Consider the following 26,247-nt stretch of genomic DNA (forward strand, 5'->3'; position numbering starts at 1 on the left):
CCACATCAACCGCGGAGCTATTTGCCCTTGCGCATCAGTAGACGCCCGTGGCCGAACCGCTCCCCTTCGCACGGCTCACGCAGCATCCGGGCGGCCTCGACGAACCCGGCCTCGCCGGCCAGCCCCGCGAGCTCGTCGATCGGCCACCGGTAGGCCGTCGTCACTCTGTGGTCGAACTCCGTAAGCGGGTCACCCTCCGACTCGAAGAACGCGAGCAGGAGGTGGCCTTCAGGCGCGAGCACCCGCTGGAACTCCGCGAAGAACGAGGGCACGTTCTCCGGCGGGGTGTGAATGACCGAATACCAGGACACGACGCCGCTCAGTTCTCCGTCGGCCAGGTCCAGGGCGTCCATGGAGCCGACCTCGAACCGCAGGTCCGGGTATGCCTCGCGGGCGAGATCGATCATCACGGGCGACAGATCGACACCGAAGACATCCAGCCCCAGGTCCCGCAGATGCGCGGTGATATGTCCGGGGCCGCATCCCAGCTCCGCTACGGGCCCGGCAGCGGCGGTGGTCCGCGCGAGCTCGGCGAACGCGGCGAGCATCGCGCGATCCAGCGGACGAGTGTCGAGCTGGTTGCGGGCGAGTTCGTCGTAGAGGACGGCCACGGCGTCGTAGGCATCCGCTGTCGTACTGAGGTGGGAGGAAAGGTCGGTCACAAGCGAGGACCCTAGGGCCTCCCCTGGCGCGCTGACGAGTGGCAGAAATCAGCTTTGATCACGTTCCTGGCGAGTTCGTCGTCGTTCCAGTTGTCGTTGGTGTTCAGCGACAGCACATGGCTGCCGTCCTCCGTCGAAACGGCGTAGGTGACCGATCCCAGGATGTCCCCGTCGTGCCCCCACACCGTCACGCCGCACGTCAGGGGGTAGCTCCGCACACCGAGCCCGTACTCGTATCCGCGCCCGGTGTCGACGCCGGTCAGCAACTCGCCCTGCTGACGCGGGGGAAGGACGCGCCCGCCGAGGAGCGCGCCGAAGAAGCGGTTCAGATCGTGGGTGGTGGAGATGATGTCCCCGGCCGCCCAGGCCATGGAGGAGTTGAACTCGGTGACGTCGTAGACCTTCGCCTCCGGCGAGTCGTCGAACAGACGGGAGTACGCCCGCGCATGGGGCTCCGGCAGGGTCGGGGAGAACCCCGGTACGACGGTCTCGTCGAGACGCAGCGGGCGGAGCAGCCGGCTCTCCACCACGTCGGCGTAGCTCTGTCCGGTGGCGGCCTCGATGACCATCCCCGCGAGGAGATAGTCGGTGTTGGAGTAACGCCACTCGTCCCCCGGCTCGAACACGGGCGGGTGGGAGGTGGCGATCTTGACGAGTTGGTCCGGCGTCCAGCTGTCGTAGCGGTGCTCCAGGAACGCCGCGCCGGTGTAGCGGGAGACGAAGTCCTGGTCCTTGAGTATGTCGAAGACACCGCTGGTGTGGTTGAGGAGTTGGCGAAGGGTGATGCTTCGACCGTCGTAGTCGCCGTGGACGAACACTCCGGGAAGCCACTTCTCGACGCTGTCGTCCAGACTCAGGCTCCCCTCCGCCTCGAGCTTCAATAACGTGACCGCGGTGAAGGTCTTGGTGATGCTGCCGATACGGAAGTGGTCCGCCGGCGTCCGTGGCCGGGGTCGCTCCAGATCCGCGACCCCGGCCGTGCCGTGCCAGGAGCCCCGGCCCAAGTCGACTCCGGCGACGACGCCGGGGGTGCCGCTTGCGACCAGGTCCTCCAGCGCGGCCTGGGTGGCCGGACGGTCCGGGCCGGTGGGCTGCGGCGGCCGGTGCTGCTGGGCGCCTGCGGTGGACATCGGCGCGAGGGCCAACGCGACGAGAGCTGCTGCGACAAGACCGGTGAGCGTGCGGGGCCGGCGTAGATGATGGCGATTCATGCTCGCGAAATTACGGGCGATTTACGGCGCCGCCATCAGGGATCACCCCGGCTCTGCCCTTGGCCTACCCCGAGATCGGCGGGGCTGGGCGGTTGACCTTGACACTGATGTGAGACTTTAGCCTTTCCTTCGCCGGGATCTCCGACGACGAAGGAGCGATGATGCCGGGAGCAGTGATCATCGGAGCGGGGCCGGGGATCGGCCAGTCGGTCGCCCGCCGCCTCGCGCGCGAGGGTCTGCCGATCACCCTCGTGGCACGGTCCGAGAAAACACTGACGGCGGCGGCGGAAGCCCTTTCCGCCACCGGGGTACCGATACGCCCCCTGGTCGCCGACAGCACCGACGAACGCGCCCTGCGCACCGCCCTGGACACCGCGATCGAGGAATTCGGCCTGCCCGACGTCGTGGTGTACAACGCGGCGATCATCCAGGCGGACTCGCTCGGCGAGCTGTCCGTATCCGCGCACCTGGACGCCTGGGCCGTCAACGTGGTCGGAGCCATCAACGCCGCCGCGCGCGTCGTCCCGGCGATGGCGGAACGTGGCAGCGGCACGTTTCTCATCACCGGCGGGATGCCCGAACCGAAGCCGCAGTACCTCAGCCTCTCCCTCGGCAAGGCCGGTGTGCGGTCGTTGGTGGCGCTTCTCGACCAGCAGTACGGCGCCTCCGGTGTGCATGTGGCCACGGTGACCGTTGGCGGCCCGGTCGCCCCCGGCACGGATTTCGACCCGGATGTCATCGCCGAACACTACTGGCGGCTGCACACCCAACCGCAGCACGAGTGGGAGCGGGAGGTCCTGCACAGCGGACGCACCGACGGAACAAAGATGTCGGAATCTCGGATCTCTCCCTCGCGGATGTGCGGAAGCTCTACTCGGGCGACATCACCAACTGGAAGCAGCTCCCCGGCGGACCCGACCTGCCGGTCAGACTGGTGAGCCGGGACGGGAAATCAGGGACCCGCGGTGTGTTCGAGAAGCGCGTGCTGGGCAGTACGGCCGAGCCCGCGCGCACCTCCGACGACTGCAAGACGCCGAAGTTCGGGAATGCGCACGTCATCCGCTGCGAATTCGACAAAACGGAAGAGGTGTTGAAGACCGTGGCCCGGATCCCGGGCGCGATCGGCTACACCGAGTTGAAAGCGGCCAAGGACCGCGCCGACCAGCAGAAGGACATTCGTCTGCTGCGTCTGGACGGGAAGAAACCGTCCATCGACGACGTCAGGAAGGAGGCGTATCCGTTCTGGGAGCCCGAGTACGCCTACACCTACGGGGCCCCGCCGACCAACTCCCTCACATCAAAGTTCCTGGACTTCCTGGCCAGTGACACCGGACGGAATCTCATCGAGCGCCACGGTCATCTACCGTGCTCCGCCCCGGAGAACCAGCAGGCGTGCCGGCGGGCGCTCGGCGGCTGATCCCGATGATTCAGCCCTCCGCCGCCCCGGCCCCCGAGGCCGTGTCGATCACCTCGTCCAGGACGGAGCGCGAGCGCTGGAGGTCCTGGATCATCCGGTCGATACGGTCCCGCTCCGCCGTGAGGTCCGTGACCAGGTGTGCGTCGGCGATCTCGGACGGACCGCCGTCGGCGTCCCGCATACAGGGCAGCAGCTGCCCGATCTTCGTGCTGGACAGCCCCGCGGCATACAGCTCCTGGATGCGCAGCACACGGTCGACGGCGGCGTCCGCGTAGTCGCGATGGCCGCCGGGGGTGCGCTGCGCCGTCAGCAGCCCCTGCTGCTCGTAGTAGCGCAGGGACCGCTCGCTCACCCCCGTACGCCGGGCCAGCTCACCGATCCGCATGACGCACCTCACACCGTACGAGCTTGAATCTGACATCAATGGCAAGTTCTACGGTACCCGCATGACGAACACCGAGACCACTTCCCGCCTCTTCACCGCCACCCGCCTCGGCCCCCTGGACCTGGCCAACCGCCTGGTCATGGCGCCCATGACACGTAACCGCGCCGACGCCGACGGCAGCCCGACGCCGCTCATGGCCGACTACTACGCCCAGCGCGCCTCCGCAGGGCTGATCATCGCCGAAGCGGCCACCCCCAACGCGGTCGGCCAGACCTACCCCAACATCACCGCCATCCACACCGACGCCCATGTGTCCGGCTGGCGACAGGTCACCAAGGCCGTGGACACCGTGGGCGGCACCCCGATGTTTCTGCAGATCCAGCACGGCGGCCGGGTCGGTCACCCCGACAACAGCGGGCTGACCCCCATCGCCCCCTCCCCGATCCCGCTCCCGGAGCCGATCCACACCCCCACCGGCCGCCAGGACGCGGTCACCCCCCGCGAAATGACACTCGAGGACATCCGGGCCACCGTGAACGACTTCGCCACCGCGGCCCGCCGCGCGCTCGACGCCGGGTTCGCCGGTGTCGAGGTGCACGCCGCCAACGGCTATCTCCTCCACCAGTTCCTCGCCCCCAACACCAACCGGCGCGACGACGCCTACGGCGGCACCGTGGAGAACCGCATCCGGTTCGTGGCCGAGGTCGTCGACGCCGTCGCCGAGGCGATCGGCCCCGAGCGGGTCGGCCTGCGCATCTCGCCCGGCATCGCCGTCAACGGCATCGCAGACGCCGACGCCGACATCCTGTACCCGGCGCTCCTCGCCCGCATGGCCGACAAGAACCTGGCCTACCTCCACGTCGTCTTCGCCGACCCCGATCAGCCCCTCTTCCAGCGCATCCGCGCCGACTGGCCCGGCACACTGATCGCCAACCCGGTCCTCGGCCAGGGCCCCATCCCCGCCGACGGCGGACGGCAGGCGGCCGAACGGCTCCTGGCCGCGGGAGCCGACCTCATCTCCCTCGGCCGGCCCTTCCTCGCCAACCCCGATCTCGTGGAACGGCTGCGTACCGGGGCGCCCATGAACCAGATCCGCGACAAGTACCTGATGTACGTGGGCGGCCCGACCGGCTACACCGACTACCCCACCCTCGACGCCGTACGCTGATGGCCTCGACGTGCGGTTGCCCGGAGGGATGCGACGCGATGTCGGCCAGATACGAAGGCGGGACCACCGAAGACCCGGGCGCCGCGGCGGCCCGCCTCACCGGCCGCCCGGTGACCGGCCTCCGCCCCCTGTCGGGAACGCTCGCCCAAGTCGTGCTCGACGGCGGGCAGGTGGTGATGGTCAAGCGCGGCTCCGACCCCGGAGCCGCCCTGGCCGAGGCCGCGGGGCTGGCCTGGCTGGCCGAGGCCGGTACGGTCCGCGTCCCGGCGGTGCACGGCCACGACCCGCACTGGCTGGTGACCGAACACATCCCGACCGGCCCACCCAGCACCCGCGCCGCGACCCGGCTCGGCCACGACCTGGCCGCCCTCCACACCGCCGGCGCCCCCGCGTACGGCGCCCCGCCGCCCGGCGGACCCGAGGAGGCGTACATCGGGCTCGCCCCGATGCGCAACGTCCCCGGCCCCGACTGGCCCCTCTGGTACGCCGAACACCGCGTACTGCCCTATCTGCGCCGCGCGGTCGACGACGGCACGATGCGCTCCGCCGAAGCGGCCGTGATCGAGCGCGTCTGCGAACGGCTACCCGAACTGGCAGGCCCCGCCGAGCCCCCCGCCCGGCTGCACGGCGACCTGTGGAACAGCAACGTCCTCTGGGGCGCCGACGGACAAGCCTGGCTGATCGACCCGGCCGCGCACGGCGGCCACCGCGAGACCGACCTGGCGATGCTCCACCTCTTCGGCTGCCCGCACCTGGACCACGTACTCGACGGCTACCAGCAAGCGGCCCCACTAGCCGACGGCTGGACCGACCGCATCGCCCTGCACCAGCTCTTCCCGCTCCTGGTCCACGCGGTCCTCTTCGGCCGCGGCTACGCCGAACAGGCCCTCACGGCGGCCCGAGCGGCCCTGACGGCCTGACCCGCGCTCAGCTCCGTACAGCCGACTGCCGTGCCGGCCGCCTCCACCGTCTGCGCCAGGAGCACGGCGATGGTCATGGGACCGACCCCGCCCGGGACCGGGGTGATCAGGCTCGCCCGCTCCCTCGCGGTCTCGAAGTCGACGTCCCCGACATTGCCCGGGTCGTACCCGACATCGATCATCACAGCGCCCGGCTTCGGGCAGGCCGAAGGCCATGGCCCGCACCGAGGCCGGGTCTTCCCCGCCCAGCACAGGGAGGAACGCCGCTCGGCGGCGGACGGTGACGGCCCCCGGGGCGGCTAGCATCACCCGCACCGGATCCGACGAACGGAGTTCATCCGTGCGTAACCCGCGCGTTGGCGTCGCCATCTTGACCATGGGCACTCGGCCCGCCGAACTGACCGCCCTGCTGGCTTCAGTGGCCAAGCAGGACACCCCCGCGGCGCGGGTGGTGGTCGTCGGCAACGGCTCGCCGCTGCCGCTTCTCCCCGACGGGGTGACCGGTGTCGAACTGCCGGAGAACCTGGGCATCTCCGGCGGCCGGAACGCCGCCCTGGCCCGGCTGAAGGAGTTCGGGGATGTCGACGTGGTGGTGGACCTGGACGACGACGGGCTGCTGATCAGCACGGACGTCTTCACCCGGCTGGTGGAACTGTACGAGTCCGACCCGCGGTTGGGCATCGTGAGCTTCCGCATCGCCGACGAGCGTGGCCGCACCCAGCGCCGCCACGTCCCCCGTCTGCGTAGCTCGGATCCGATGCGCGGCGGGTTGGTGACGACGTTCCTCGGCGGCGGCCACGGCCTGTCGATGCGGATGCTGGAGGAAATCGGCGGCTGGCCCGAGCCGTTCTTCTACGCCCACGAGGAGACCGACCTGTCCTGGCGGGCCCTGGACGCGGGTTGGAAGGTGCTCTACGAGCCGGACTTGGTGCTCCAGCATCCGTGGACATCGCCGACCCGCCACGCGGTCTTCTACCGTATGGTCGCCCGCAACCGGGTCTGGCTCGCCAAACGGCACCTTCCCGCCCTCCTCGTCCCCGTCTACCTGGGAACCTGGACCGCGCTGACCATGGCCCGCACCAGGTCGGCGGCCGGATTGCGGGCATGGTTCGGCGGCTTCGTCGAGGGCCTGCGCACCCCGTGCCCACCGCGTCGGCCGATGCGGTGGGCCACCGTATGGCGGATGACGCGGCTGGGCCGACCGCCGGTCATCTGATCAAGCGGTCGCTAAAGCACCAGCGTCCGGTAGCGGTCGGCCACCTCCGCCAGAACCTCCGCGCCGTCCCGCGCCCATAGGGCCGGGTTGAAGATCTCCACCTCGATCGGCCCGTCGAAGCCCGTCGCGTCGACGCGCTCGCGGAACCAGCGGAAGTCGACCGCGCCGTCGCCGAGTTGGCCGCGGCCCAGGAGGACGCCTTCCGGGAGGGGGGTGATCCAGTCGGCGAGCTGGAAGGAGGCGAGGCGGCCGCCGGCGCCCGCGCGGGCGATTTGGCCGGCCACCGAGTCGTCCCACCACAGGTGGTACGTGTCGACGACGACGCCCACCTGGTCCGCCGGAAAGCGCTCGGCCAGGTCGAGGGCCTGGGCGAGGGTGGAGACGACGCAGCGGTCGGAGGCGTACATGGGGTGCAGGGGTTCGATGGCCAGGCGGACGCCGTGGTCGGCGGCGTAGGGGGCGAGTTCGGCGAGGGCGTCGGCGATGCGCTCGCGGGCTGCGAAGAGGTCGCGGCTGCCGGATGGGAGGCCGCCGGAGACCAGGATGAGGGTGTCGGTGCCGAGGGTGGCGGCCTCGTCGATGGCGGCGCGGTTGTCGGCGAGGGCGGCGGCGCGCTCGTCCGGGTCGATGGCGGTGAAGAAGCCGCCCCGGCACAGGGAGGTGACGGCCAGGCCCGCGTCGCGGATCAGTCTCGCGGCCGCCTCCACGCCGTACTCCTGCACCGGCGCGCGCCACAGGCCGACGCCCGGGACGCCCGCCTTGACGCAGCCCTCCGCCAGTTCGGGCAGCGACCACTGCTTGATCGTTTCCTGGTTGAGGCTCAGACGGGTCAGGTCGCCGCTCACACCGGTCATTGCGTCACTCCGTACACCGTCAGCAGGGCCTTCATCCTCGACTCCGCGAGCCCCGGGTCCGGGAACAGGCCGAGACCGTCCGCCAGTTCGTACGCCCGCGCCAGGTGCGGCAGCGAACGGGACGACTGCTGGCCGCCGACCATCGTGAAGTGCGACTGGTGGCCGGCCAGCCACGCCAGGAAGACGACGCCCGTCTTGTAGAAGCGGGTCGGGGCCTGGAAGAGGTGGCGGGACAGCTCGACCGTGGGGTCGAGCAGGCCGCGGAAGGCCGCCGTATCGCCGGTGTCCAGCCGGCGCACCGCCTCGGCGGCCAGCGGGCCCAGCGGGTCGAAGATGCCGAGCAGGGCGTGGCTGAAGCCGTGGTCGTCGCCCGCGATCAGTTCGGGGTAGTTGAAGTCGTCGCCCGTGTAGCAGCGGACGCCGTCCGGGAGGAGGCGGCGCAGCTCGATTTCGCGCTGCGCATCCAACAAAGAGACCTTGATGCCGTCGACCTTGTCGGGGTGGGCGGCGATGACGTCGAGGAAGGTGCGGGTGGCGGCGTCCAGGTCGGTGGCGCCCCAGTAGCCTTCGAGCGCCGGGTCGAACATGGGGCCGAGCCAGTGCAGGACGACCGGTTCGGCGGCCTGACGCAGCAGGTGGCCGTAGACCTCGAGGTAGTCGTCGGGGCCTTTGGCCACGGCGGTCAGGGCGCGGGAGGCCATGAGGATGGCCTGGGCGCCCGCCGTTTCGACGACCTCCAGCTGCTCCTCGTACGCGGCCCTGACCTCGTCGAGGCCGTACGGGTAGCCGATCTCGGTGACCGGCAGCTGGTCGGTGCCGACGCCGCAGGCGATGCGGCCGCCGACCGCCTTGGCCTCTGCCGCCGAGCGGCGGATCAGCTCGGCGGCGCCGGCCCAGTCGAGGCCCATGCCGCGCTGGGCGGTGTCCATGGCCTCGGCGACGCCGAGACCGTGGGACCACAGGTGGCGGCGGAAGGCGAGGGTGGCGTCCCAGTCGACGGCGGCGGGGCTGTCGGGGGTGATATCGGCGTACGGGTCGGCGACGACGTGGGCGGCGGAGAAGACCGTACGGGAGGCGAGCGGCGCACCGCCGGGGGCGAAGGCCGCGGGTTCGGTGCGGGGTTCGTACGGGCGGGTGGCGCCGCCCTCCGCGGGGAGGTGGATGGTCACAGGCTCAGCTCCGGTACGGGCGGGTGGTGCCACCCTCGGCGGGGGTGGATGGTCACAGGCTCAGCTCCGGTACGTCCAGGCGGCGGCCCTCCGCCGACGACTTGAGGCCCAGCTCGGCGAGTTGCACGCCGCGCGCGCCGGCCAGCAGGTCCCAGTGCCAGGGGTCGTCGAGGGCGACATGGCGCAGGAACAGCTCCCACTGTGCCTTGAAGCCGTTGTCGAACTCCTCGTTGTCCGGGACCTCCTGCCACTGGTCGCGGAAGCTCTCGGTGAGCGGGATGTCGGGGTTCCAGACCGGCTTGGGGGTGGCGGAGCGGTGCTGGGCGCGGCAGCGGCGCAGCCCCGCGACGGCCGAGCCCTCGGTGCCGTCGACCTGGAACTCGACGAGTTCGTCGCGGTTGACGCGGACCGCCCAGGAGGAGTTGATCTGCGCGACGGCGCCGCCTTCGAGCTGGAAGATGCCGTAGGCCGCGTCGTCGGCGGTGGCGTCGTACGGCTTGCCCTGCTCGTCCCAGCGGGTGGGGATGTGGGTGGTGACATGTGCCTGGACGGTCCGTACGGCGCCGAAGAGCTCGTGCAGCACGTACTCCCAGTGCGGGAACATGTCGACGACGATGCCGCCGCCGTCCTCGGCGCGGTAGTTCCAGGAGGGCCGCTGGGCGCTCTGCCAGTCGCCCTCGAAGACCCAGTAGCCGAACTCGCCGCGCACCGACAGGATCTTGCCGAAGAAGCCGCCGTCGATGAGGCGCTTCAGCTTGAGCAGGCCGGGGAGGAAGATCTTGTCCTGGACCACGCCGTGCTTGACGCCGGCCGCGTCGGCGAGCCGGGCCAGTTCCAGGGCTCCTGCCAGGCCGGTGGCGGTGGGCTTCTCGGTGTAGATGTGCTTGCCGGCCGCGATGGCCTTCTTGATGGCCTCTTCGCGGGCGGCGGTGACCTGGGCGTCGAAGTAGATGTCGATCGAGTCGTCGGCGAGGACGGCGTCGACGTCGGTGGACCAGTGGTCCAGGCCGTGGCGCTCGGCCAGGGCCTTGAGGGCGTGGTCCCGGCGGCCGACGAGGACCGGCTCGGGCCACAGCACGGTGCCGTCGCCGAGGTCGAGGCCGCCTTGTTCGCGGATGGCGAGGAGGGAGCGGATGAGGTGCTGGCGGTAGCCCATGCGGCCCGTCACGCCGTTCATGGCGATCCGCACTGTCTTGCGTGTCACGGTTTTCTTCTCCTCACCGATGTCCTCTTCAGACGTCGCCAGAGTCATAGCAAGCGCTTTCTTTATCCCATACGCTAGCCGCCCCGGTCCATCTCTGTATAGAGAGCGGGCACGAGGCGGCTGCACACCCCCCGGGCGGATCAGCGCAGTGTCAGGCGGTAGCTGAGCGGCGCGCGCCCCGTGATCAGCACGCGGATACCGGAGACATTGAGGCTGCCGGCCATCCAGCTGTAGCGCTCCCCCACGTCCACGGTGGCCGGCTGACGCGGGCCGCTGCCGTTGCCCGGCCCGAAGGTGATCACGTCATCGCCCACCGTGTACGTCCCGTACCCCTTCACCAGCTGGTACGTATCCGCCTGGCCGGCGACCGGCTCCACGCCGCCGAGCGTGCCGCCGGGACGGAAGCACAGCTCCAGGGCGAGCGGGACCTCGGAGGGGCCGACCGAGAAGTCCAGGTCCCAGCCGCCGCCGGACTCCCTCAGCCGCACCTCCGTACGCAGGGTGCGCCACTGCTTGGGCCGGTGCGGGAAGTCCATCGCGGACCAGAACCGGCCGTCGTCGGTCAGCGGGTACAGCCCGTCGGCGCGCCGGTGCTGCGGCGGCAGCGGCAGGTGGAACGCGGCCCGGACCTCCGCCGACAGCCGCCAGCCGTCGGACGTGCGCACCAGGTCCTCGGCCCGGAAGTGGCCGGTGGAGAAGAACTGCGGGGACAGCCGCAGCGAGTCCAGGATCGCCCCGCCCTTGCGCCACTTGAGGAAGGTCGGGTTGGTGGACAGACCGGAGGAGATGGCGTGTACGTCGGGGAAGTCGGTCCCGCCGAAGATCGAGGTGCGGGCGGTGCCCCGCCCGATCCTGACCAGGCCGCACTCCTTGTCGTGGAAGGTGAACTTGCCCGGGGCCTCGTCGGCCTTGGGCAGCGGTGCGGCCAGCTCCGGGTGGTCGAGCACCTCGGCGAGGAAGTCCCCGAGCGGGGTCTCGTCGAAGGTCTGGTCCGCCCCGCGCCGCTGGATGGTCTCCGCGACGGCCGCGAACCGCCCGTCCTTGTCCCGGAGCGCCAGGGCCCGGTACTGGAGCCAGTACTCGGACACATGCTTCGTCGTCTTCTGGTCCTGGCGGCGCGAATGCACCGTCTCCACCTCGCCGTTCGGCTCGATGAGGGAAAGCGTCGCCTCCAGGTTGCGGCGTACGCATGCGTACAGCTCGGGCCGGTCGGTCAGCCGCGCGAGCGTCAGCAGGGAGGGGTTGGTGACGATCGGCGCGTAGGTGGCGCTGCGCTCGCTGTACTGGCCGGCCGGGTACTGGTCGATGCCCTCGGCGAGCCAGGCGTCGATGCGCCGGGTGTAGCTCTCGTCCGGCCAGAAGGAGTTGACGCGGGCGAGCGCGGCGCAGATCTTCCAGCGGTGGTTGGGGGTGTGCACCCCGCCGTCGGCCAGGCCCTTGCCCGCCTTGATCAGGATCTTCTTGAGGGTGGCCCGGATGGACCGCGTGGAGGTGTCGTCGTCCTCCTCCAGCAGCCCGTACGTCAGCCCCAGGTCGACGATGGAGAAGCCGGTGTCCGGCGGGGAGTGCACCGCGCCCTGGTCGTAGAGGCCGTCGTCGAACTGCGCGGCGGCCAGCGCGTCGGCCAGTTCGGTCATCGGGGCGATGAGCGCGGCGTCGCGGTGGTGGGTGGCGTCGGCCCATACGTACACCGAGGCCAGCAGGCGCAGGCTGCGGGCGGCCCAGCGGGCCTTGCCCTGGTTGGTCAGCTCGGCGATGGCGGCGGCGCGGCCGTCCAGGACCTCGGCCACCCGGCCGTCGGCCGCCTTGGTGAGGACGGCCAGGAACTCCTCGTCGACATCCGTGGCCCGGCCCGGTGCTGCCGCGGCGGACTCGGGCGCGGCGGCGAGCAGCCCGCCGACGGCGGCGGTCCCGGCGAGGAAGTGGCGGCGGTGCAGGGTCATCTGTGGCGCTCCGTGGTGGTTCGGGAATGCTCAGGGGTGGCCGTGCCGGCCGCGGAGTGCTCGACGGCCCGGGCGGCGAGCGCGAGGGGGCCGGGCACGAGGAGGACCAGCGGCGGGTAGGCCCAGGCGCAGACGGCGGCAGTGGCCACGGCCAGCAGCAGGACGGCGCTGCCGCGCGGCGCGCGCACCGTCTCGTACGCCGCCGTACGCGCCGCCTCCCGCCAGCTGGTGGCCGACTCCGGGCGGGCGCAGGCGCGCAGCAGGACCACGGCCAGCAGGGCGCCCGCGGCCAGCAGGGCGGGGCGGAAGACCGCCGCGCCCGGCAGCCCGGCCCCGGCCAGCAGCGCGTTGAACAGCAGCAGCGCGCCGCCGGCCACGACGGCCACCCCGGCCAGCAGATCGCCGGTGCGCAGCCGGGCCCGCAGGGCCCGGACGTAGCCCGGGACGGTGATTGTCTCGTCGTGGCGGACCCGCCGGTCGAGGGCGGCGCAGGCGGTGGACATGGCGGCGGGCGCGGTGAGCACCGGCAGAGCGGCGACGGTGGTCACCAGGCCCAGCAGCAGTACGTCGGAGAAGAGGGCGAAGCGGGGGCCGACCAGCTCCCCCGGTTCGCGGGTGGTGGCGTGGGGCATGGCGGCTCAGCCCTTCAGTCCGGAGTTGGCCATGCCCTCCACCAGGAAGCGCTGGAAGGCGAGGAAGAACAGCACGATCGGCAGCAGCGCGAAGACCGACATGGCGAACATCGGGCCGAAGGCCGACTGGCTGGAGGCGTCCACGAAGGACCGCAGGGCCAGGGTGAGGGTGAACTTCTCCGGCTCGAAGAGGTAGATGAGCTGGGTGAAGAAGTCGTTCCAGGTCCAGATGAAGGTGAAGATCGCGGTGGTGATCAGGGCGGGCCTGGTCAGCGGCAGGATGACGCTGAAGAACGAGCGGAACGGCCCACAGCCGTCGATCCGCGCCGCCTCCTCCAGCTCACGCGGCAGCGAGCGCATGAACTGCACGATGAGGAAGACGAAGAAGGCGTCGGTGGCCAGGAATTTCGGCAGGATCATCGGCCAGTACGTGTTCACCAGGCCGAGCTGGCTGAAGACGATGTACTGCGGGATCAGCACCGCGTGGTGCGGCAGCATGATCGTCGCGATCATGAAGGCGAACAGCGGGCCGCGCATCTTGAACCGCAGCCGCGCGAAGGCATACGCGGCGAGCGAGCAGCTGATGACGTTGCCGAGCACCGCGCCGCCCGCGATGAGCAGCGAGTTCCACAGCAGCCGGCCGACGCTGACCTCGTTCACACCGTCCAGCGCGGTGGAGTAGTTGCTCCACTCCAGATGGCTGGGGAGCAGCTTGAGGCTGGCGATCACCTCGTTGGCCGGTTTGAAGGAGGTCGCGACCAGCCAGGCCAGCGGGTAGAGCATCACCAGCAGTACGCCGATCAGCACGACGTGCAGGGCGATCCGGGCGGGGCGCGGGCGGCGGCGGGCTGTGGCGCCCGTCGTCACCGCGTGGGTGGTGTCCACGGTGGTCATCGGGCCTCCTCGTTGTCGTCGTTGGCGTAGAAGACCCAGGAGCGGGAGGTGCGGAACAGCACCGCGGTGACGATGCCGATGGCCGCCAGCAGCACCCAGGCCATGGCCGAGGCGTAGCCCATATGGGAGGCGGTGAAGCCGCGGTCGTAGAGGTAGAGCGTGTAGAAGAGCGTGGAGTCCGCGGGTCCGCCCTTGCCGCCGCTGACCGCGAAGGCCGGGGTGAAGACCTGGAACGCCTGGATGGTCTGCAGCACCAGATTGAAGAAGAGCACCGGGGACAGCATCGGCAGGGTGATGGAGCGGAACTGCCGCCACCATCCGGCCCCGTCCATGGCCGCCGCCTCGTAGAGCTCGCCGGGTATCTGCTGCAGACCGGCCAGGAAGATCACCATGGGGGCGCCGAACTGCCACACGGTCAGCAGCGCGACGGCCAGCAGCGCCCAGCCCGGTTTGTTGATCCAGCCGCCGATGTCCAGGCCGAACCAGGACAGCATGTTGTCCACGGTGCCGCCGTCGTTGAAGATCGCCCGCCAGACCAGGGCGATGCTCATGGAGGCGCCGAGCAGCGAGGGGGCGTAGAAGGCGGAGCGGTAGAAGCCCTTGCCGCGCTTGACCGACTTGAGCGCCAGCGCGACCGCGAGGGCCAGCGCCAGCTGCAGCGGCACCGCGATCACGACATAGGTGAGGGTCGAGGTCACCGACCGCCAGTAGCGGGGGTCCTCGGTGAACATCTGGACGTAGTTGCGGAAGCCGACCCAGCTGGGGTCGTTGAACATGTCGTAGTTGGTGAACGACAGATACAGCGAGACGGCCATGGGCAGCAGCGTCAGCACACAGGCGCCGAGCACCCACGGGGACAGGAACACCCAGGCGGCGCCCTGGCGCTCGCGCTTCGGGGGGCGCTTGCCGGACCGGCCGGCGCTCGCCGGGGTCGGCTGGGGGCGGGTCGCGGTCGCGGTCATTGCCTCAGCTCCGCCTTCGCCTCGGTGACAAAGTCCTCCGCCGCCTCACGCGGCGACATCTGCTCGAACGACACCTGGTCGTAGTCGCGGCTGAAGGTGGTCTGCAGCGATGCGTCGCCCTTGGGCGGCGCGGGCGGCGGATCCTTGAGCTTGCCCTCGAACTGCTTCTGGTACGACGAGACCACCACGTCGAACCCCTCCAGCTTGGGCGCCACGACCTTGCGGATGGAGTCGTTGGCCGGGATGCCGCGGGAGTTGCCGAGGATGGCGCCCGCATCGGGGTCGTTCAGCAGGAAGTCGATGAACCGGGCGGCCTCCTTGGGGTGGCCGGTTTTCGCGGACGCCCCGAAGAACATCGACGGCTTGAAGTACTGGCCGGGCGTGCCGTTCTCGCCCGACGGCATCGGCGCGAGTTTCACGCTCTCCCCGACGATCGCCAGATAGCCGCTGGCGGGGGCGTCCCAGTTGAAGTCCGAGACGGCCTTGAGCCGGCCGAAGGGGGTGTTCTCCACCGAGCCGTCCATCTGGGTGGTCTGCTCGGCGGAGCTGACCGCGCCCTGCTTGCGCAGCTTGCTGCACCACTCCCAGTAGCGCGCCAGATCGTCCGCCGTGAAGCCGAGCTTGTAGTCGTCGGTGTAGAGGACCTTGCCCTGGCCGCGCAGCCAGATCTCGAAGACGTCCTCGCTCTGGCCCGGGTCGGTGCTGCCCGCCCGTCCGCCGGTGGCCTTGGATCGAGACAGCTTGAGCATGGCGTCCGCCCAGTCGTCCCAGGTCCAGCCGACCTTGGGCTCGGGCACCCCGGCCTTGCGCCACAGGGCCGAGTCGTACACCACGGTCTCCGAGCCGCGCGCCACCGGGATCGCATACTGCTTGTCGTTCACGACGCCGGTGGCCAGCAGCCCCTTGTCCATCTCGGCGGTACGCAACTCCTTGTGTTCGCCCAGGTCGAGCAGGACACCGCCGTCCGCGTACTGGTTGATCATGCGGTAGTCCAGCTGCATCACATCGGGCGCGTCGCCGCCCGCCGCCTGGGTGGCGAGCTTCTGCTTGTACGCGTCGAAGCCCGCGAAGTTGGTGCTGATGCGGATGCCCGGGTTCTTCTTCTCGAAGAGCTTGATGGCCTCTTCCGTGCGGGCCGCCCGGTCCGGGTTGCCCCACCAGGTGAAGCGCAGGGTGACCTTGCCGCCCGAGCCGCCGCCTTCACCTCCGCCGCAACCGGTGAGGGTCGCGCAGAGGGTGAAGGTGAGGGCCAGGGCGCAGGACACCTTTGTCCTGATTCGAAGCATGCTGTGGCCAGCCTCCCTTCTGATCTTTCCGAAACGTGGTGGCCAGCGATCAGCGCTGGGACAGGGGTCAGGTCACTCGCCGTAGTACGGCAGCGTGACGCCGGGGAGTTCGTACTCGTCGCGGCGGCCGCACATGCCGTAGCCGCCCTGCCGGGTGGGCCCGGACGCGCGGACACGGGCGCGGGCCAGATGGGCCGGGTCGCCCGCCGCGAGGGCGGCCAGCTGGTCGCCGGTGCGCTGCGCGGCGGCGAGCGCGCCGTCGCGCCAACGGGGCTCCCAGGCCGCCACCTTGGGCCCGACGAGCCGCACCGCGGCCTGGTGGAAGGCGCGCAGCGGGCCGTCGTCGCCCTTCTCCAGGGCCTCGCGCAGCCCCAGATAGCCGGTGACCGCCAGATCGCGGCGGCGCCGGGCCGCGGCGTCGGCCTCGGGCCCCTCCTTGGCGGGCAGCGTGGCGGCCGCGGTGTACGCCTCGGCGTCGGCCAGGACCTCGGAGGGGAAGGTGAACACGGCGTCGCCCGCCTCGGGCAGCCCGCTGTTCTGCATCAGCACGGTCACCTTCAGCCCGCCGCCCTGCACCATGCGGTGCACCGTGCCGGGCGAGAACCACACCACCGCGCCCGGCTCCAGCGGCGTCTCGACGTAACCGTCCTCGACGGTCAGTGTCTGGACGGCGCCGCGCCCGCCGGTGACCACATACGCCTCGGTGCACGCCAGATGGAGGTGCGGGCTGCCACCGCACACCCCGTCGGCGGCCTCCCACTCGTATGCGCTGATGTGGGAAAGACCCACCCCGCCCGGCAGCGGATCGGTGATCCCGGTCATCTTCCGCTCACCACCCGTGGGACTTGAGGTAGGTCTCTGCGCGGTCCCGGTCCCAGGCGCCGTCCGCGATCACCACGCGGTAGCGGTACGCGAAGCTCTCTCCCGGGGGCAGCGCGAACTCCTCGAAGAACGCCCAGGAGAAGGCGACCGAGGGGATGGGCTCGGAGCGTACGAACCAGTGGGAGGCGTGAATGGCTCCCCCATCCTGTGACAGGTTCTGAGGCGCGTGGGAGAACAGCAGGGTGGAGTGGCCGTCCACATCGTCGTGCTCGGCGGTGATGGCGATCCAGGGCGCCTCGGCGGCCGGGGTGCCCATCAGATCGGACGCACCCTGCTCGCCCTCGCCGCCGCGCCCGCCGGGGCCGAACACATCGCCGCCGGTGAAGTCGCGGGGTCCGCGCCAGTTCAGCCCGGTGTAGCCGGCCATCTCACGGCCCGCGGTGGTCGGGGAGCCGAAGCGCAGCTCCTCGCCGCGGACGTTGGTGAGCCGGATCGACCAGTCGATGGCCCAGGTGCCCTCGGCGGGCTCCACGGAGTGCACCTCGACGGTGCGCAGCTCCTTCGCCCACTCCTGGCCCCCGCTGTGTTGTTCAGAAGGATGGGCCACCCATGTCAGGTTCTCGGCGAAGCGCAGCCGGTCGTCGGTGACGGTGAACTCCTCGAAGCCGTCATGGCGCATCGAGCCGACACGCTCCTCGACCCGCTGGTAGCCCTGCTCCGGGCCGAGGTAGCTGTTGCCGCCCCAGAAGTTCTGCTCCGACAGATGGCTCGCGGTCATCTGCAGGCCCTTGTGCCAGCGGTGGTCGTTGGGCCGGTAGCCGGAGACCACATTGCCGGCCAGGGTGCGCAGCGGGTGGGTGTAGGGCTTCAGCGATTCGAACGGGTCGGCGTCCGGCTTGTAGACGTAGGCCAGCAGCTCGACGCCCCCGGACGCGACCGTGACGCTCTCGCCGTGGGTGTGCGTGACGGTGATCGGCTCGGTCATGCTCAGTTCTCCTTGGCGGGTGCCCAGTCGGGGTGGTTGCCGTGCATGGCGTCGTAGTACGGGTCGCCGGGGGCGATCTCGCCGGCGTGAACGGGCCGTCCGGTGAAGGCCGACTTGTAGAGCGCGGCCAGGAACTCCATGGTGCGGCGGGCGTCCGGGCCGCTGCCCGGGGGCCGTACCCCGTCCCGCATCGCGTCGAGCACCACGGCCAGCTGGGCGGTGTGCGAGCTGGGCAGATCGGCGGCGGGGGTGCGCCAGTGGGCGATGCGGTCGGCGGCGTCGCGGGTGTGCGGGGCGGGGGTGTAGACCCAGTCGTCGTTGGTGTGCCCGTACAGGTGGGTGAGTTCGACGGTGGCGTCGGCACAGTCGATGCGGATCCGGCTGACCTCGTCGGGCGACACCACGCTGTTGACGACGGTGGCCACGGCGCCGTTCGCGAAGCGGACCAGCGCGGTCGAGACGTCCTCGCTCTCCACGTCGTGGACCAGCCGCCCGGCCATGGCCCGTATCTCGGTCCAGTCGCCGAGGAGGTAGAGCAGCAGGTCCATCTGGTGGATGCCGTGGCCCATGGAGGGGCCGCCGCCCTCGCTGTCCCAGCGGCCGCGCCAGGGCACCGCGTAGTACTCGGTGTTGCGGTACCAGGTGGTCTGACAGTGGGCGACCAGCGGCTTGCCAAGCTCGCCGCTGGTCAGCAGCTCGCGGGCGTGGACGGCGCCCGAGCCGTAGCGGTGCTGGAAGACCACGGACGCGTACGGGCCGCCGTCGGGCTTCTCGGCGGCCTCGGCCGCCGCGATCTCGTCGTACTCGGCGAGCGTGAGGCACAGCGGCTTCTCGCACAGCACCCAGGCCCCGGCGCGCAGGGCCGCCACGGTCTGCTCGCGGTGGAGGGAGGGCGGGGTGCCGATGAGAACCAGGTCGGGGCGCTCGGCCTCCAGCATGGCGGCCAGGTCGGTGTAGCCGGTCACGGTGAATCCGGGGCCCGTCTCGCCGGGCTCGGCGGCCTGGGCGCGGAATGCCTCCAGGCGGCTCTCGTCCACGTCGACCCCCGCGACGAGGTCGACGCGGTCGGCCTGCGCGCGGAGCGCGGGCAGATGGCTGCCGGAGACAATGCCTCCGGTGCCGACGACTGCGGCACGGATACGGGTGGTGGCTGCGGCCATGAACAGGGCTCCTCGCCGAGGGAAAGCGCTTGCTGGGGAGGACCCTAGACATGGTCCGGATGACCGGACAAGACCTTGGAGAGCACAATCGGGCCCCTGTTGAAACTTTCGAACGGGAGGGGAACGGCGGGTGCGCGGGGGGTGCCTCTCCATGGGCGATGCGCCCGGACATCCCTCTCCGGCACCCGCCCTGACCAGTGAGAGCATGGGCGTGCGCGAAGGGGCGCACGCGGCGCACCACCAGGTGACCATCCAACGGAGGAATCATGGCAGTGACCCTGGCCGATGTGGCCGCACGGGCGCGGGTCTCGGCGGCCACCGTGTCGCGCGTCCTGAGCGGCAACTACCCGGTCGCCGAGTCGACCCGGGCCCGGGTGCTGCGCGCGGTGGACGAGCTTGAGTACGTGGTCAACGGCCCGGCGAGCGCGCTTGCCGCCGCCACCTCGGATCTGGTGGGCGTGCTCGTCAACGACATCGCGGACCCCTTCTTCGGGATCATCGCCGGCGCCGTGCAGTCCGAGATGGGGTCGGCCATGGGCGCGGAGTCCGGCCGCCACGGTGAAAAACTCGCCGTGATCTGCAATACCGGCGGCTCCCCGGAGCGCGAACTCAACTACCTGACCCTGCTCCAGCGGCAGCGCGCCGCCGCCGTCGTGCTCACCGGTGGCGCCGTCGAGCACCCCGACCACATGGCCGCGGTCGCCGCCAAGGCATCCCGCCTGGCCTCCTCCGGCACCCGCGTGGTGCTGTGCGGCCGCCCCCCGATCGAGGACGCGGTCACCCTCACCTTCGACAACCGCGGCGGCGCCCGGCGGCTCACCGAGCATCTGCTGGCCCTCGGCCACCGCCGGATCGGCTATGTGGCCGGCCCCGCCGAGCGCACCACGACCCGCGACCGCCTCGAGGGACATCGCGCGGCCATGTCGGCGGCGGGCCTCGGCAGCCTGGGCGAGGCGGGGGCGGAGCGGCTGACCGTCCACGGGCTGTACGACCGCTCCTCCGGCTATGACGCCACGCTCGAACTGCTGCGCCGCGACGAGGCGTTGACGGCCATCGTGGCCGCCAACGACACCATCGCGCTCGGCGTCTGCGCGGCGCTGCGCGACCAGGGGCTGCGGATCCCCGACGACGTGTCGGTGGCCGGCTTCGACGACCTGCCCTTCAGCGCGGACGCGGTCCCGGCCCTCACCACGGTCCGGCTGCCCCTCCACGAAGCGGGTGCCCGCGCCGGGCGCCTGGCGCTGGGGCGCGAGCCGCAGCCGCCGGGTGGGGTGGCGATGGTGCGCTCCGAGCTGATGGCTCGGGCTTCTACGGCTCCGCCGCGGGCCGCTCGGTAGCCCGCCCGAAGCTGGTCTGAGCTCAGCCCCGCGCGGTCTCGCACCGCTCGACGGCATGGCCGGATGCCGGGTGCGCCTGTCGTCTCGCGCCTTCGGCGCAAAGCGGCTGGCTACGGATGAGGAGGGGGACGGCTCGGGTGCGTTGCCGGGCGGCGGGTCGGCTGCCCTGAGCCGGGGCGATCCAGCGCCCGGGACACCGGTGGTGTTTTAAATATGCTTGATCTGGAGCAAGTATTGGGTCAAGCGAATTTTTTTGGGGGACCCATGTCCGACGACCTCGACACCGCCATCGACGAGGTGCGTTCCTTCAACCGGTTGTACACCCGAGTCATCGGCGTCCTCGACTATCCGGGCCGGCTGCACACCCCGTACACCCTCAGCGAGGCCCGCATCCTGTACGAGCTCGCCCAGCGCGAGCGCGCCCATGTGTCGGCGCTCCGTGGTGACCTGGGGCTGACCGCCGCCCATATCAGCCGGACGCTCGGCCGCTTCGAGGAGCAGGGCCTGATCACCCGCGAGCGCAACGTCCGCGACGCCCGCCACCAGCAGGTCTCGCTCACCGCCGAGGGCCGGGCCGCCGCGGCCGAACTGGACCGCAAGTCACGGGAGTCGGTCGCGCGGCTGCTGGACCGGCTGGACCGGCCGCAGCTGCGTCGGCTGCGCGAGGCGCTGGCGACCGCGCGCGGTGTGTTCTCCGGCGCGCCCGAGCGGGTGCGGCTGCGTGCTCCGGGCCCCGGCGATCTCGGCTGGATCGTGCAGCGGCACGGCGCGCTGTACGCCAAGGAGTACGGGTGGAATGGTGAGTTCGAGGCTCTGGTGGCTCGGATCGTTGGAGAGTTCGGCACAGATCCGGGGTACGAGCGCGCTTGGATCGCCGAGCTCGGCGGGCGTCCGGTCGGGTCGGTGCTGTGCGTACGGGACGAGGCGCCCGAGACGGCCCGGCTGCGGCTGCTGCTCGTCGAGCCGGACGCCCGGGGGTTCGGGATCGGTGACCGGCTGGTGGGGGCGTGCGTGAAATTCGCCCGCGAGGCGGGCTACCGCGAACTGGTGCTGTGGACCAACGACGTCCTGACCGCCGCCCGCCGGATCTACCAGCGGGCGGGGTTCGAGCTGATCGCCGAGCGGCGGCACCACAGTTACGGGGCCGATCTCGTCGGCCAGGACTGGCGGCTCACCCTCCGGGGAAGATGACGTCGCTGCACGAGTAGAACGACTGGTCCAGGTGGCTGGCCTGCCAGATCATGAAGACGACATGGCGGCCGGTGCGCCCGGGGGCGTTGACCGGGATCGAGACGGTGACCCCGTTGAGGGAGGGGTCGGTGGAGGGCTCGCCGACTCCGGGAGCGATCTTGCCCGTCTGGGCGACCAGTTCGAGGTCGCTCCAGCGCAGCGGCTGGGTGGTGGCGTCGTAGCCCTGCTTGGTGACGTAGATGCGGTAGTAGTCGGCGCCGTGCTTGGCCTGGTCGTGGTTCTTGAAGGTAAAGCTGTTGCTGACGGCTGTGGCCTCCCACTTGCCGGGCACGTCCATCGCGTTGTAGCGGCCCGAGGAGGTGTGCCCGCCGCTGCAGAGCTGGCCGTCGGGGAGGGCGGCCTGGTGGTTGCCCGCGACGCCTTCCCGGTAGAGGCCGTTCCAGTTCCACATGGCGTTGACATCGGCCTGCCAGGCCTGCCAGCACATGGGGTCCTTGGTCTTCATCTCCGGGTTCTGGAAGTCGCCGCCCCAGCGTTTCCAGCAGCCGTAGTTGCGCGAGGCCGGGCCGATGGCCGAGCCGTGGGCGGCGGCGGTGTCCGCCAGCGGGATCGCGATCATCAGGACGGCGGCGGACGCGGCGGCCGACGCCCGCGCCACCCACCGTCTCCGGTTGTGCTCATGACAAATCATGGTGGCTCCAGATGTCCCTTGTTCTCCTCTGATACGGGGTGCGCACGATGTACGGGAGCGCTCCCATCGTAGAACCGGGCTCTGAGGGCGGCCAGGTATCTGAAGGGGCGTCATCCGGCCGAAAATCACTCGCGCCAAGGAGGCTTCGCGGGATAAGGAGTGAGCAGTCGGAACTGAATCAGAGCATGAGGTAAACCCGCTGAGTACGCATCAGGTCATCGAATGGACCGAAGCCGGGCGGGCCCGCGACGCCCGATGGCGCTCCGAGAACGGGGCGCCCCCGCCCCGCCGGGTGGCGACCGCCGACGACCATATGACGGCCGACACCGCCTACCGTCTGGCCTGCGAGGGCACCGCGCTGCTGTGGTGCGGCGACTACCAGGGCGCCCGACAGTTGCTGAGCGCCATGGCCCGCCGCGCCGATCGCGGCCCGCGCCGCCCGCGCCGGCGGCGCGCCCCCGCGGCCTCCCCCGCCGAGGCCTTCCACCAGCACCGGCAGGCCCAGTCCCGGCGGGCCCGGGTGCTGGGCATGCTGCTCGTCCCGCTGGACGGCGACTACGGTGTGCCGCTGCGCCGCGCGCCCGACGTACGGCAGGCGTGCGCGGAGGCGTACGGACCGGCCGAGGGGCCCTCGGTGACCTCCCTGAGGGAGCTGCTGGGCCTCATCGGCGCGCATGAGTGGCGCACGAAGGGCGTCGCGGTGCCGGCCCTGGGCGGCGACCGGATCCATCCGCACTACGGCGTCTTCTCGCCGGTGCGCGGCGAGTACGTGGACCTGGTGGCCGAGGCGCCGCTGCCCGGCGATTCGTCCCTGGCGTACGACATCGGCACGGGGACGGGCGTCCTGGCCGCCGTGCTCGCCCGCCGGGGCGTGGGGCGCGTCGTGGCCACGGACCAGGACCCGCGCGCGCTGGCGTGCGCGGGGGAGAACATCGCACGGCTTGGTTTGGCCGGGCGGGTGGACGTGGTGCGGGAGGACCTTTTCCCGGGCGGCCGGGCCCCGCTCGTCGTCTGCAACCCGCCCTGGGTGCCCGCCCGCCCCACCTCGCCGGTCGAGTACGCGGTCTACGACCCGGACAGCCGGATGCTGCACGGCTTCCTCGACGGCCTGGCCGGCCATCTCGCCCCGGGCGGCGAGGGCTGGCTGATCCTCTCCGACCTCGCCGAACACCTGGGCCTGCGCCCGCGCGAAGAGTTGCAGGCCGCGTTCGACGCGGCGGGCCTGAAGGTCGTGGACCGGCTGGACACCCGTCCCGGCCACCGCCGCGCCACCGATCCGGACGATCCGCTGCACGAGGCCCGCGCGGCGGAGGTGACCTCGCTGTGGCGCCTTGCCGCCGGGTAGGTGGCACAGTGGAGACCTGATCCATTCGAAGAACCGGAGCCCGTATGCAGCTCGCCTTCTCGACCCTCGGCATCCCCGGCCTGCCGATCAAGGACGTGGTGCGGCTCGCCGCCGACACCGGCTACCACGGCGTCGAGCTGCGGGCGCACCCCGAGGAGCCGGTGCACCCGGGGATCGGGGCCGCCGAGCGGGCGCGGGTGGTGGCGGAGTTCAAGGCCGCCGGGGTGGCGGTGCTGACGGTCGCGGGGTACGTACGGTCCGCCGCGGCGGGGCCGGACGAACCGGCGCTGGAGGAGCTGCGGGAGCTTCTGCGGCTCGCCCATGACCTGGGCGCGGCCCATGTCCGGGTCTTCCCCGGCGGCGGTGACCTCGACGCCGCCGAGGCCGATGCGAACGCCGCCAGGCGGCTGACGGCCGCCGCGCCGTACGCCGCCGACCTGGGCGTACAACTGCTGCTCGAGACGCATGACTCGCACCGCACCGGGGCCGATGTGGCCCGCGTCCTCGGCCGGGTCGGCCGGCCGGACGTGGGCGCGATCTGGGATGTGATGCACCCCTGGCTGGGCGGCGAGGATCCGTCCGCCACCCATGCGGCGCTCGCCCCGTACCTGGGCTATGTGCAGGTCAAGGACATCGCCTCGGCCGACGACACCACCCCGCTGCCACTGGGCGCGGGCGTGCTGCCGCTGGCCGAGTGTGTGGAGCTGCTCAGCCGCGCGGGCTGGGACGGCTGGCTGTGCTGGGAGTACGAGAAGCGCTGGTACCCGCAAGCGGCGGAGCTTCCGGGGCTGCTTCCCGCGGCCCGGGACCATCTGCTGCGGCTGCTCGCCGAGGCGGCCTGAGCGACAGCGAGGTCAGGGCCACGCCGCCGACCAGCAGCGCGGCCGCCAGCCAGCGCAGCGGGCTGATGCCCTCGCCCAGTACGAGCGCGGCCGAGGACATCCCGAAGACCGGCACCAGCAGGGTGAAGGGCGCGACCACCGAGGCGTCGTAGGTCCGCAGCAGGAAGTTCCAGGCGCCGAAGCCGGCGAGGGTCACGATCCAGGCGACGTAGACGATCACGCCCACCCCGGTCCAGTCGAGCGAGCGCAGCGCCTCCAGGTCGGGGTCCGCGCCCTCGAACATCAGCGACAGCGCGAGCAGCGGCACCACGGGCACCAGGCTCACCCAGACCATGAAGCTGAGCGGTTCCGGCGGCGCGGCCTTGCGGGTCAGGACGTTCGACACCCCCCAGAACACGGCGGCGGCGATCACCAGCACAAAGGCGAGCAGCGGCCCGGACGTGCCCTCGTCGACGGCGGCCACCGCGATGCCGGCGAGCGCCACGGCCATGCCGGCCAGCCGGGTCCGGTTCGGCCGCTCGCCGAGCACCACGGCCGCGAACAGCGCCGTGAACACCGCCTGGACCTGCAGCACCAGCGAGGAAAGACCGGCGGGCATCCCCTCGTGCATGCCGATGAACAGCAGCCCGAACTTCGCCACGCCCAGCGCGAGACCGACACCGAGGACCCACTTCCACGCGACCTTCGGCCGGCCGACCAGGAAGACGGCGGGCAGCGCCGCGACGAGGAAGCGCAGCGCGCAGAACAGCAGCGGCGGGAAGTGGTCGAGCCCGATGTCGATGACGACGAAGTTGACGCCCCATACGGCGGTGACGAGGACGGCCAAGAGAATGTGTGCTGGTCGCATGGGTCGAGGATCACCGCTGCCGACCTTGTAGCACCAGCGCGGATTCCTTCATGGTTGGATTCAGCATTGCTGAAAGCCCACGGGAGAAGAACCGCGGAAAGGGAGGGGCATCATGCTGGATCTGGCCCGGCTGCGGGCGCTGCACGCGGTCTCCGTACACGGCTCGGTCAGCGCGGCGGCCACCGCGCTCGGCTACACCCCGTCCGCCGTCTCCCAGCAGATCGCCAAACTGGAGCGGGAGACCCGTACCACGTTGCTGGAGCGCCAGGGCCGCGGTATCGCGCTGACCGACGAGGCCCGGCACCTGGCCGCCACCGCCCAGCAGTTGCTGACGATCGTGGAGCGGGCCGAGACCACCCTGGAGGAGCGGCGCGGGCTGCCCAGCGGGCGGCTGATGATCGGCGCCTTCGCCACGGCGGCGCGCGGGCTGCTGCCCTCGGTGCTCGCCGAACTCGCCGCGCGGCACGAGTCCCTGGACGCCCGGCTGGTCGAGGTCGACCCGCATCTGTCCGTCGACCTGGTGGCGCAGGGTGTCCTCGACGTCGCGGTCGCGCACGACTGGGACATCGCGCCACTGCCCGCCCCCGAGGGCCTGGAGCGGGCGGTCATCGGCGACGACCTGTGCGACGTCCTCGTACCGGCCGGGCATCCGCTGGCCGGGCGCGGTCCGCTGCGCCGCGAGGACCTGCCGGGGCAGCGGTGGATCTGCCAGCCGCCGGGGACGGTGTGCCACGACTGGCTGGTACGGACGCTGCGCGCCTCGGGCCACGAGCCGGACCTGGCGTATCAGGCGGCGGAGAACCACACCCAGATCGCCCTGGTCGCGGCGGGCCTCGGCATCGCCCTGATGCCCCGCCTGGGCCGCGGCCCGCTGCCCGACGGCGTGCTGGCCCTCCCCCTCGAACCGGTGCCGGTGCGCCGCCTGTACGCCCTGTGGCGCACGGGCGCGGCCCGCCGCCCGGCCATCACGGAGACCGTACGGCTGCTGCGCGCCCACTGGCCGCAGCGCGCAGTCGCTCGACCGGGCGGCGTCAGCCCGGCCGGGCGTGGCGGCGCAGGGCGGTCTCGGCCGCGTGGGGCGGCAATTCCTGGCTGACCTGCGCA

Annotated in this window: 25 protein-coding genes and 2 pseudogenes; 10 read left to right on the plus strand and 17 right to left on the minus strand. The window is 71.3% G+C overall.

Translation table 11 applies throughout. The features are described from left to right. Positions 1 to 17: 17 nt before the first annotated feature. Entirely contained in the window at positions 18 to 662 is a 645-nt protein-coding gene (locus ACH4U7_RS20110) for a class I SAM-dependent DNA methyltransferase (RefSeq protein ID WP_398529215.1), read from the minus strand. 11 nt (positions 663 to 673) lie between these two features. After that, complete coding sequence (locus ACH4U7_RS20115; protein ID WP_398529216.1) at positions 674 to 1,873, minus strand: serine hydrolase domain-containing protein; 1,200 nt, start codon at positions 1,871 to 1,873, stop codon at positions 674 to 676. 158 nt (positions 1,874 to 2,031) lie between these two features. Here ACH4U7_RS20115 and ACH4U7_RS20120 point away from each other — a divergent pair, with 158 nt between their 5' ends. After that, positions 2,032 to 2,811 (plus strand): SDR family NAD(P)-dependent oxidoreductase, encoded by a 780-nt coding sequence (locus tag ACH4U7_RS20120; protein ID WP_398529217.1) that lies wholly within the window; start codon positions 2,032 to 2,034, stop codon positions 2,809 to 2,811. After that, on the plus strand, positions 2,733 to 3,290 hold the full coding sequence (locus ACH4U7_RS20125; RefSeq protein ID WP_398529218.1) for a substrate-binding domain-containing protein: 558 nt from the start codon (positions 2,733 to 2,735) through the stop codon (positions 3,288 to 3,290). Before ACH4U7_RS20120 ends, ACH4U7_RS20125 begins: the two co-directional genes overlap by 79 nt. 10 nt (positions 3,291 to 3,300) lie before the next feature. On the opposite strand, the gene ACH4U7_RS20130 is transcribed toward ACH4U7_RS20125, so the two are convergent. Then, positions 3,301 to 3,675: a MerR family transcriptional regulator gene (locus ACH4U7_RS20130; protein ID WP_398529219.1), complete on the minus strand. Its 375-nt coding sequence runs from the start codon at positions 3,673 to 3,675 to the stop codon at positions 3,301 to 3,303. A 61-nt stretch (positions 3,676 to 3,736) separates the two neighbouring features. On the opposite strand from ACH4U7_RS20130, the gene ACH4U7_RS20135 reads away from it, so the two are divergent. Both ACH4U7_RS20135 and ACH4U7_RS20140 read left to right on the plus strand, forming a co-directional pair. Then, positions 3,737 to 4,843 carry an alkene reductase gene (locus ACH4U7_RS20135; protein ID WP_398529220.1) on the plus strand — a complete coding sequence of 369 codons (1,107 nt, stop codon included), beginning with the start codon at positions 3,737 to 3,739 and terminating at the stop codon, positions 4,841 to 4,843. A 38-nt stretch (positions 4,844 to 4,881) separates the two neighbouring features. Further along, complete coding sequence (locus ACH4U7_RS20140; RefSeq protein ID WP_398529221.1) at positions 4,882 to 5,763, plus strand: fructosamine kinase family protein; 882 nt, start codon at positions 4,882 to 4,884, stop codon at positions 5,761 to 5,763. On the opposite strand, the pseudogene ACH4U7_RS20145 reads toward ACH4U7_RS20140, so the two are convergent. Then, positions 5,715 to 6,041 (minus strand): annotated as a pseudogene (locus tag ACH4U7_RS20145) (hypothetical protein); the annotation flags it as partial. The gene ACH4U7_RS20140 and the pseudogene ACH4U7_RS20145 overlap by 49 nt on opposite strands. 62 nt (positions 6,042 to 6,103) lie before the next feature. On the opposite strand from ACH4U7_RS20145, the gene ACH4U7_RS20150 reads away from it, so the two are divergent. Next, positions 6,104 to 6,979 carry a glycosyltransferase family 2 protein gene (locus ACH4U7_RS20150; protein ID WP_398529222.1) on the plus strand — a complete coding sequence of 292 codons (876 nt, stop codon included), beginning with the start codon at positions 6,104 to 6,106 and terminating at the stop codon, positions 6,977 to 6,979. A gap of 11 nt (positions 6,980 to 6,990) precedes the next feature. On the opposite strand, the gene ACH4U7_RS20155 is transcribed toward ACH4U7_RS20150, so the two are convergent. From ACH4U7_RS20155 to ACH4U7_RS20205, 11 genes are all read right to left on the minus strand, one after another. Then, positions 6,991 to 7,833: a sugar phosphate isomerase/epimerase family protein gene (locus ACH4U7_RS20155; RefSeq protein WP_398529223.1), complete on the minus strand. Its 843-nt coding sequence runs from the start codon at positions 7,831 to 7,833 to the stop codon at positions 6,991 to 6,993. Beyond that, on the minus strand, positions 7,830 to 9,002 hold the full coding sequence (locus ACH4U7_RS20160) for a dihydrodipicolinate synthase family protein (protein ID WP_398529224.1): 1,173 nt from the start codon (positions 9,000 to 9,002) through the stop codon (positions 7,830 to 7,832). Before ACH4U7_RS20160 ends, ACH4U7_RS20155 begins: the two co-directional genes overlap by 4 nt. A 52-nt stretch (positions 9,003 to 9,054) precedes the next feature. After that, the gene (locus ACH4U7_RS20165) at positions 9,055 to 10,206 is read right to left on the minus strand and encodes a Gfo/Idh/MocA family protein (RefSeq protein WP_398529225.1); all 1,152 of its coding nucleotides are present in this window, start codon (positions 10,204 to 10,206) and stop codon (positions 9,055 to 9,057) included. A gap of 140 nt (positions 10,207 to 10,346) precedes the next feature. Continuing rightward, positions 10,347 to 12,149, minus strand: coding sequence for a hypothetical protein (locus ACH4U7_RS20170; protein ID WP_398529226.1), 1,803 nt, complete (start codon positions 12,147 to 12,149; stop codon positions 10,347 to 10,349). After that, entirely contained in the window at positions 12,146 to 12,781 is a 636-nt protein-coding gene (locus ACH4U7_RS20175; RefSeq protein ID WP_398529227.1) for a hypothetical protein, read from the minus strand. Before ACH4U7_RS20175 ends, ACH4U7_RS20170 begins: the two co-directional genes overlap by 4 nt. Before the next feature lie 6 nt (positions 12,782 to 12,787). After that, a complete protein-coding gene (locus ACH4U7_RS20180; protein ID WP_398529228.1) occupies positions 12,788 to 13,675 on the minus strand; it encodes a carbohydrate ABC transporter permease in 888 nt (295 codons plus the stop codon). Continuing rightward, the gene (locus ACH4U7_RS20185) at positions 13,672 to 14,637 is read right to left on the minus strand and encodes a carbohydrate ABC transporter permease (RefSeq protein WP_398529229.1); all 966 of its coding nucleotides are present in this window, start codon (positions 14,635 to 14,637) and stop codon (positions 13,672 to 13,674) included. The genes ACH4U7_RS20180 and ACH4U7_RS20185 overlap by 4 nt, the downstream gene beginning before the upstream one ends. Continuing rightward, positions 14,634 to 15,923, minus strand: a complete 1,290-nt coding sequence (locus ACH4U7_RS20190) for an ABC transporter substrate-binding protein (protein ID WP_398529230.1) — start codon at positions 15,921 to 15,923, stop codon at positions 14,634 to 14,636. Before ACH4U7_RS20190 ends, ACH4U7_RS20185 begins: the two co-directional genes overlap by 4 nt. 72 nt (positions 15,924 to 15,995) lie before the next feature. Then, positions 15,996 to 16,745, minus strand: coding sequence for a cupin (locus ACH4U7_RS20195; RefSeq protein ID WP_398529231.1), 750 nt, complete (start codon positions 16,743 to 16,745; stop codon positions 15,996 to 15,998). A gap of 7 nt (positions 16,746 to 16,752) precedes the next feature. Then, positions 16,753 to 17,730: a PmoA family protein gene (locus ACH4U7_RS20200; protein WP_398529232.1), complete on the minus strand. Its 978-nt coding sequence runs from the start codon at positions 17,728 to 17,730 to the stop codon at positions 16,753 to 16,755. A gap of 2 nt (positions 17,731 to 17,732) precedes the next feature. Continuing rightward, entirely contained in the window at positions 17,733 to 18,890 is a 1,158-nt protein-coding gene (locus ACH4U7_RS20205; RefSeq protein WP_398529233.1) for a Gfo/Idh/MocA family protein, read from the minus strand. A 266-nt stretch (positions 18,891 to 19,156) separates the two neighbouring features. On the opposite strand from ACH4U7_RS20205, the gene ACH4U7_RS20210 reads away from it, so the two are divergent. Then, positions 19,157 to 20,227, plus strand: coding sequence for a LacI family DNA-binding transcriptional regulator (locus ACH4U7_RS20210; protein WP_398529234.1), 1,071 nt, complete (start codon positions 19,157 to 19,159; stop codon positions 20,225 to 20,227). Positions 20,228 to 20,491: 264 nt separating this feature from the next. Beyond that, complete coding sequence (locus ACH4U7_RS20215) at positions 20,492 to 21,418, plus strand: GNAT family N-acetyltransferase (protein ID WP_398529235.1); 927 nt, start codon at positions 20,492 to 20,494, stop codon at positions 21,416 to 21,418. Here ACH4U7_RS20215 and ACH4U7_RS20220 read toward each other — a convergent pair. Further along, complete coding sequence (locus tag ACH4U7_RS20220) at positions 21,399 to 22,109, minus strand: lytic polysaccharide monooxygenase (protein WP_398529236.1); 711 nt, start codon at positions 22,107 to 22,109, stop codon at positions 21,399 to 21,401. The genes ACH4U7_RS20215 and ACH4U7_RS20220 overlap by 20 nt on opposite strands. Before the next feature lie 199 nt (positions 22,110 to 22,308). Between ACH4U7_RS20220 and ACH4U7_RS20225 the strand changes: the two genes are divergently transcribed. Both ACH4U7_RS20225 and ACH4U7_RS20230 read left to right on the plus strand, forming a co-directional pair. Next, positions 22,309 to 23,454, plus strand: coding sequence for a methyltransferase (locus ACH4U7_RS20225; RefSeq protein ID WP_398529421.1), 1,146 nt, complete (start codon positions 22,309 to 22,311; stop codon positions 23,452 to 23,454). Between the two features lie 44 nt (positions 23,455 to 23,498). Further along, positions 23,499 to 24,296, plus strand: coding sequence for a sugar phosphate isomerase/epimerase family protein (locus ACH4U7_RS20230; protein ID WP_398529237.1), 798 nt, complete (start codon positions 23,499 to 23,501; stop codon positions 24,294 to 24,296). A 19-nt stretch (positions 24,297 to 24,315) separates the two neighbouring features. Here the strand turns inward: ACH4U7_RS20230 and ACH4U7_RS20235 are convergent. Then, a pseudogene (locus tag ACH4U7_RS20235) lies at positions 24,316 to 25,143 on the minus strand (EamA family transporter); the annotation flags it as partial. A gap of 112 nt (positions 25,144 to 25,255) precedes the next feature. Between ACH4U7_RS20235 and ACH4U7_RS20240 the strand changes: the two are divergent. After that, positions 25,256 to 26,239 carry a LysR family transcriptional regulator gene (locus tag ACH4U7_RS20240; protein ID WP_398529238.1) on the plus strand — a complete coding sequence of 328 codons (984 nt, stop codon included), beginning with the start codon at positions 25,256 to 25,258 and terminating at the stop codon, positions 26,237 to 26,239. Positions 26,240 to 26,247 lie beyond the last annotated feature (8 nt).

It is taken from the genome of Streptomyces sp. NPDC020845 (assembly GCF_044334165.1).
GTDB lineage: Bacteria > Actinomycetota > Actinomycetes > Streptomycetales > Streptomycetaceae > Streptomyces.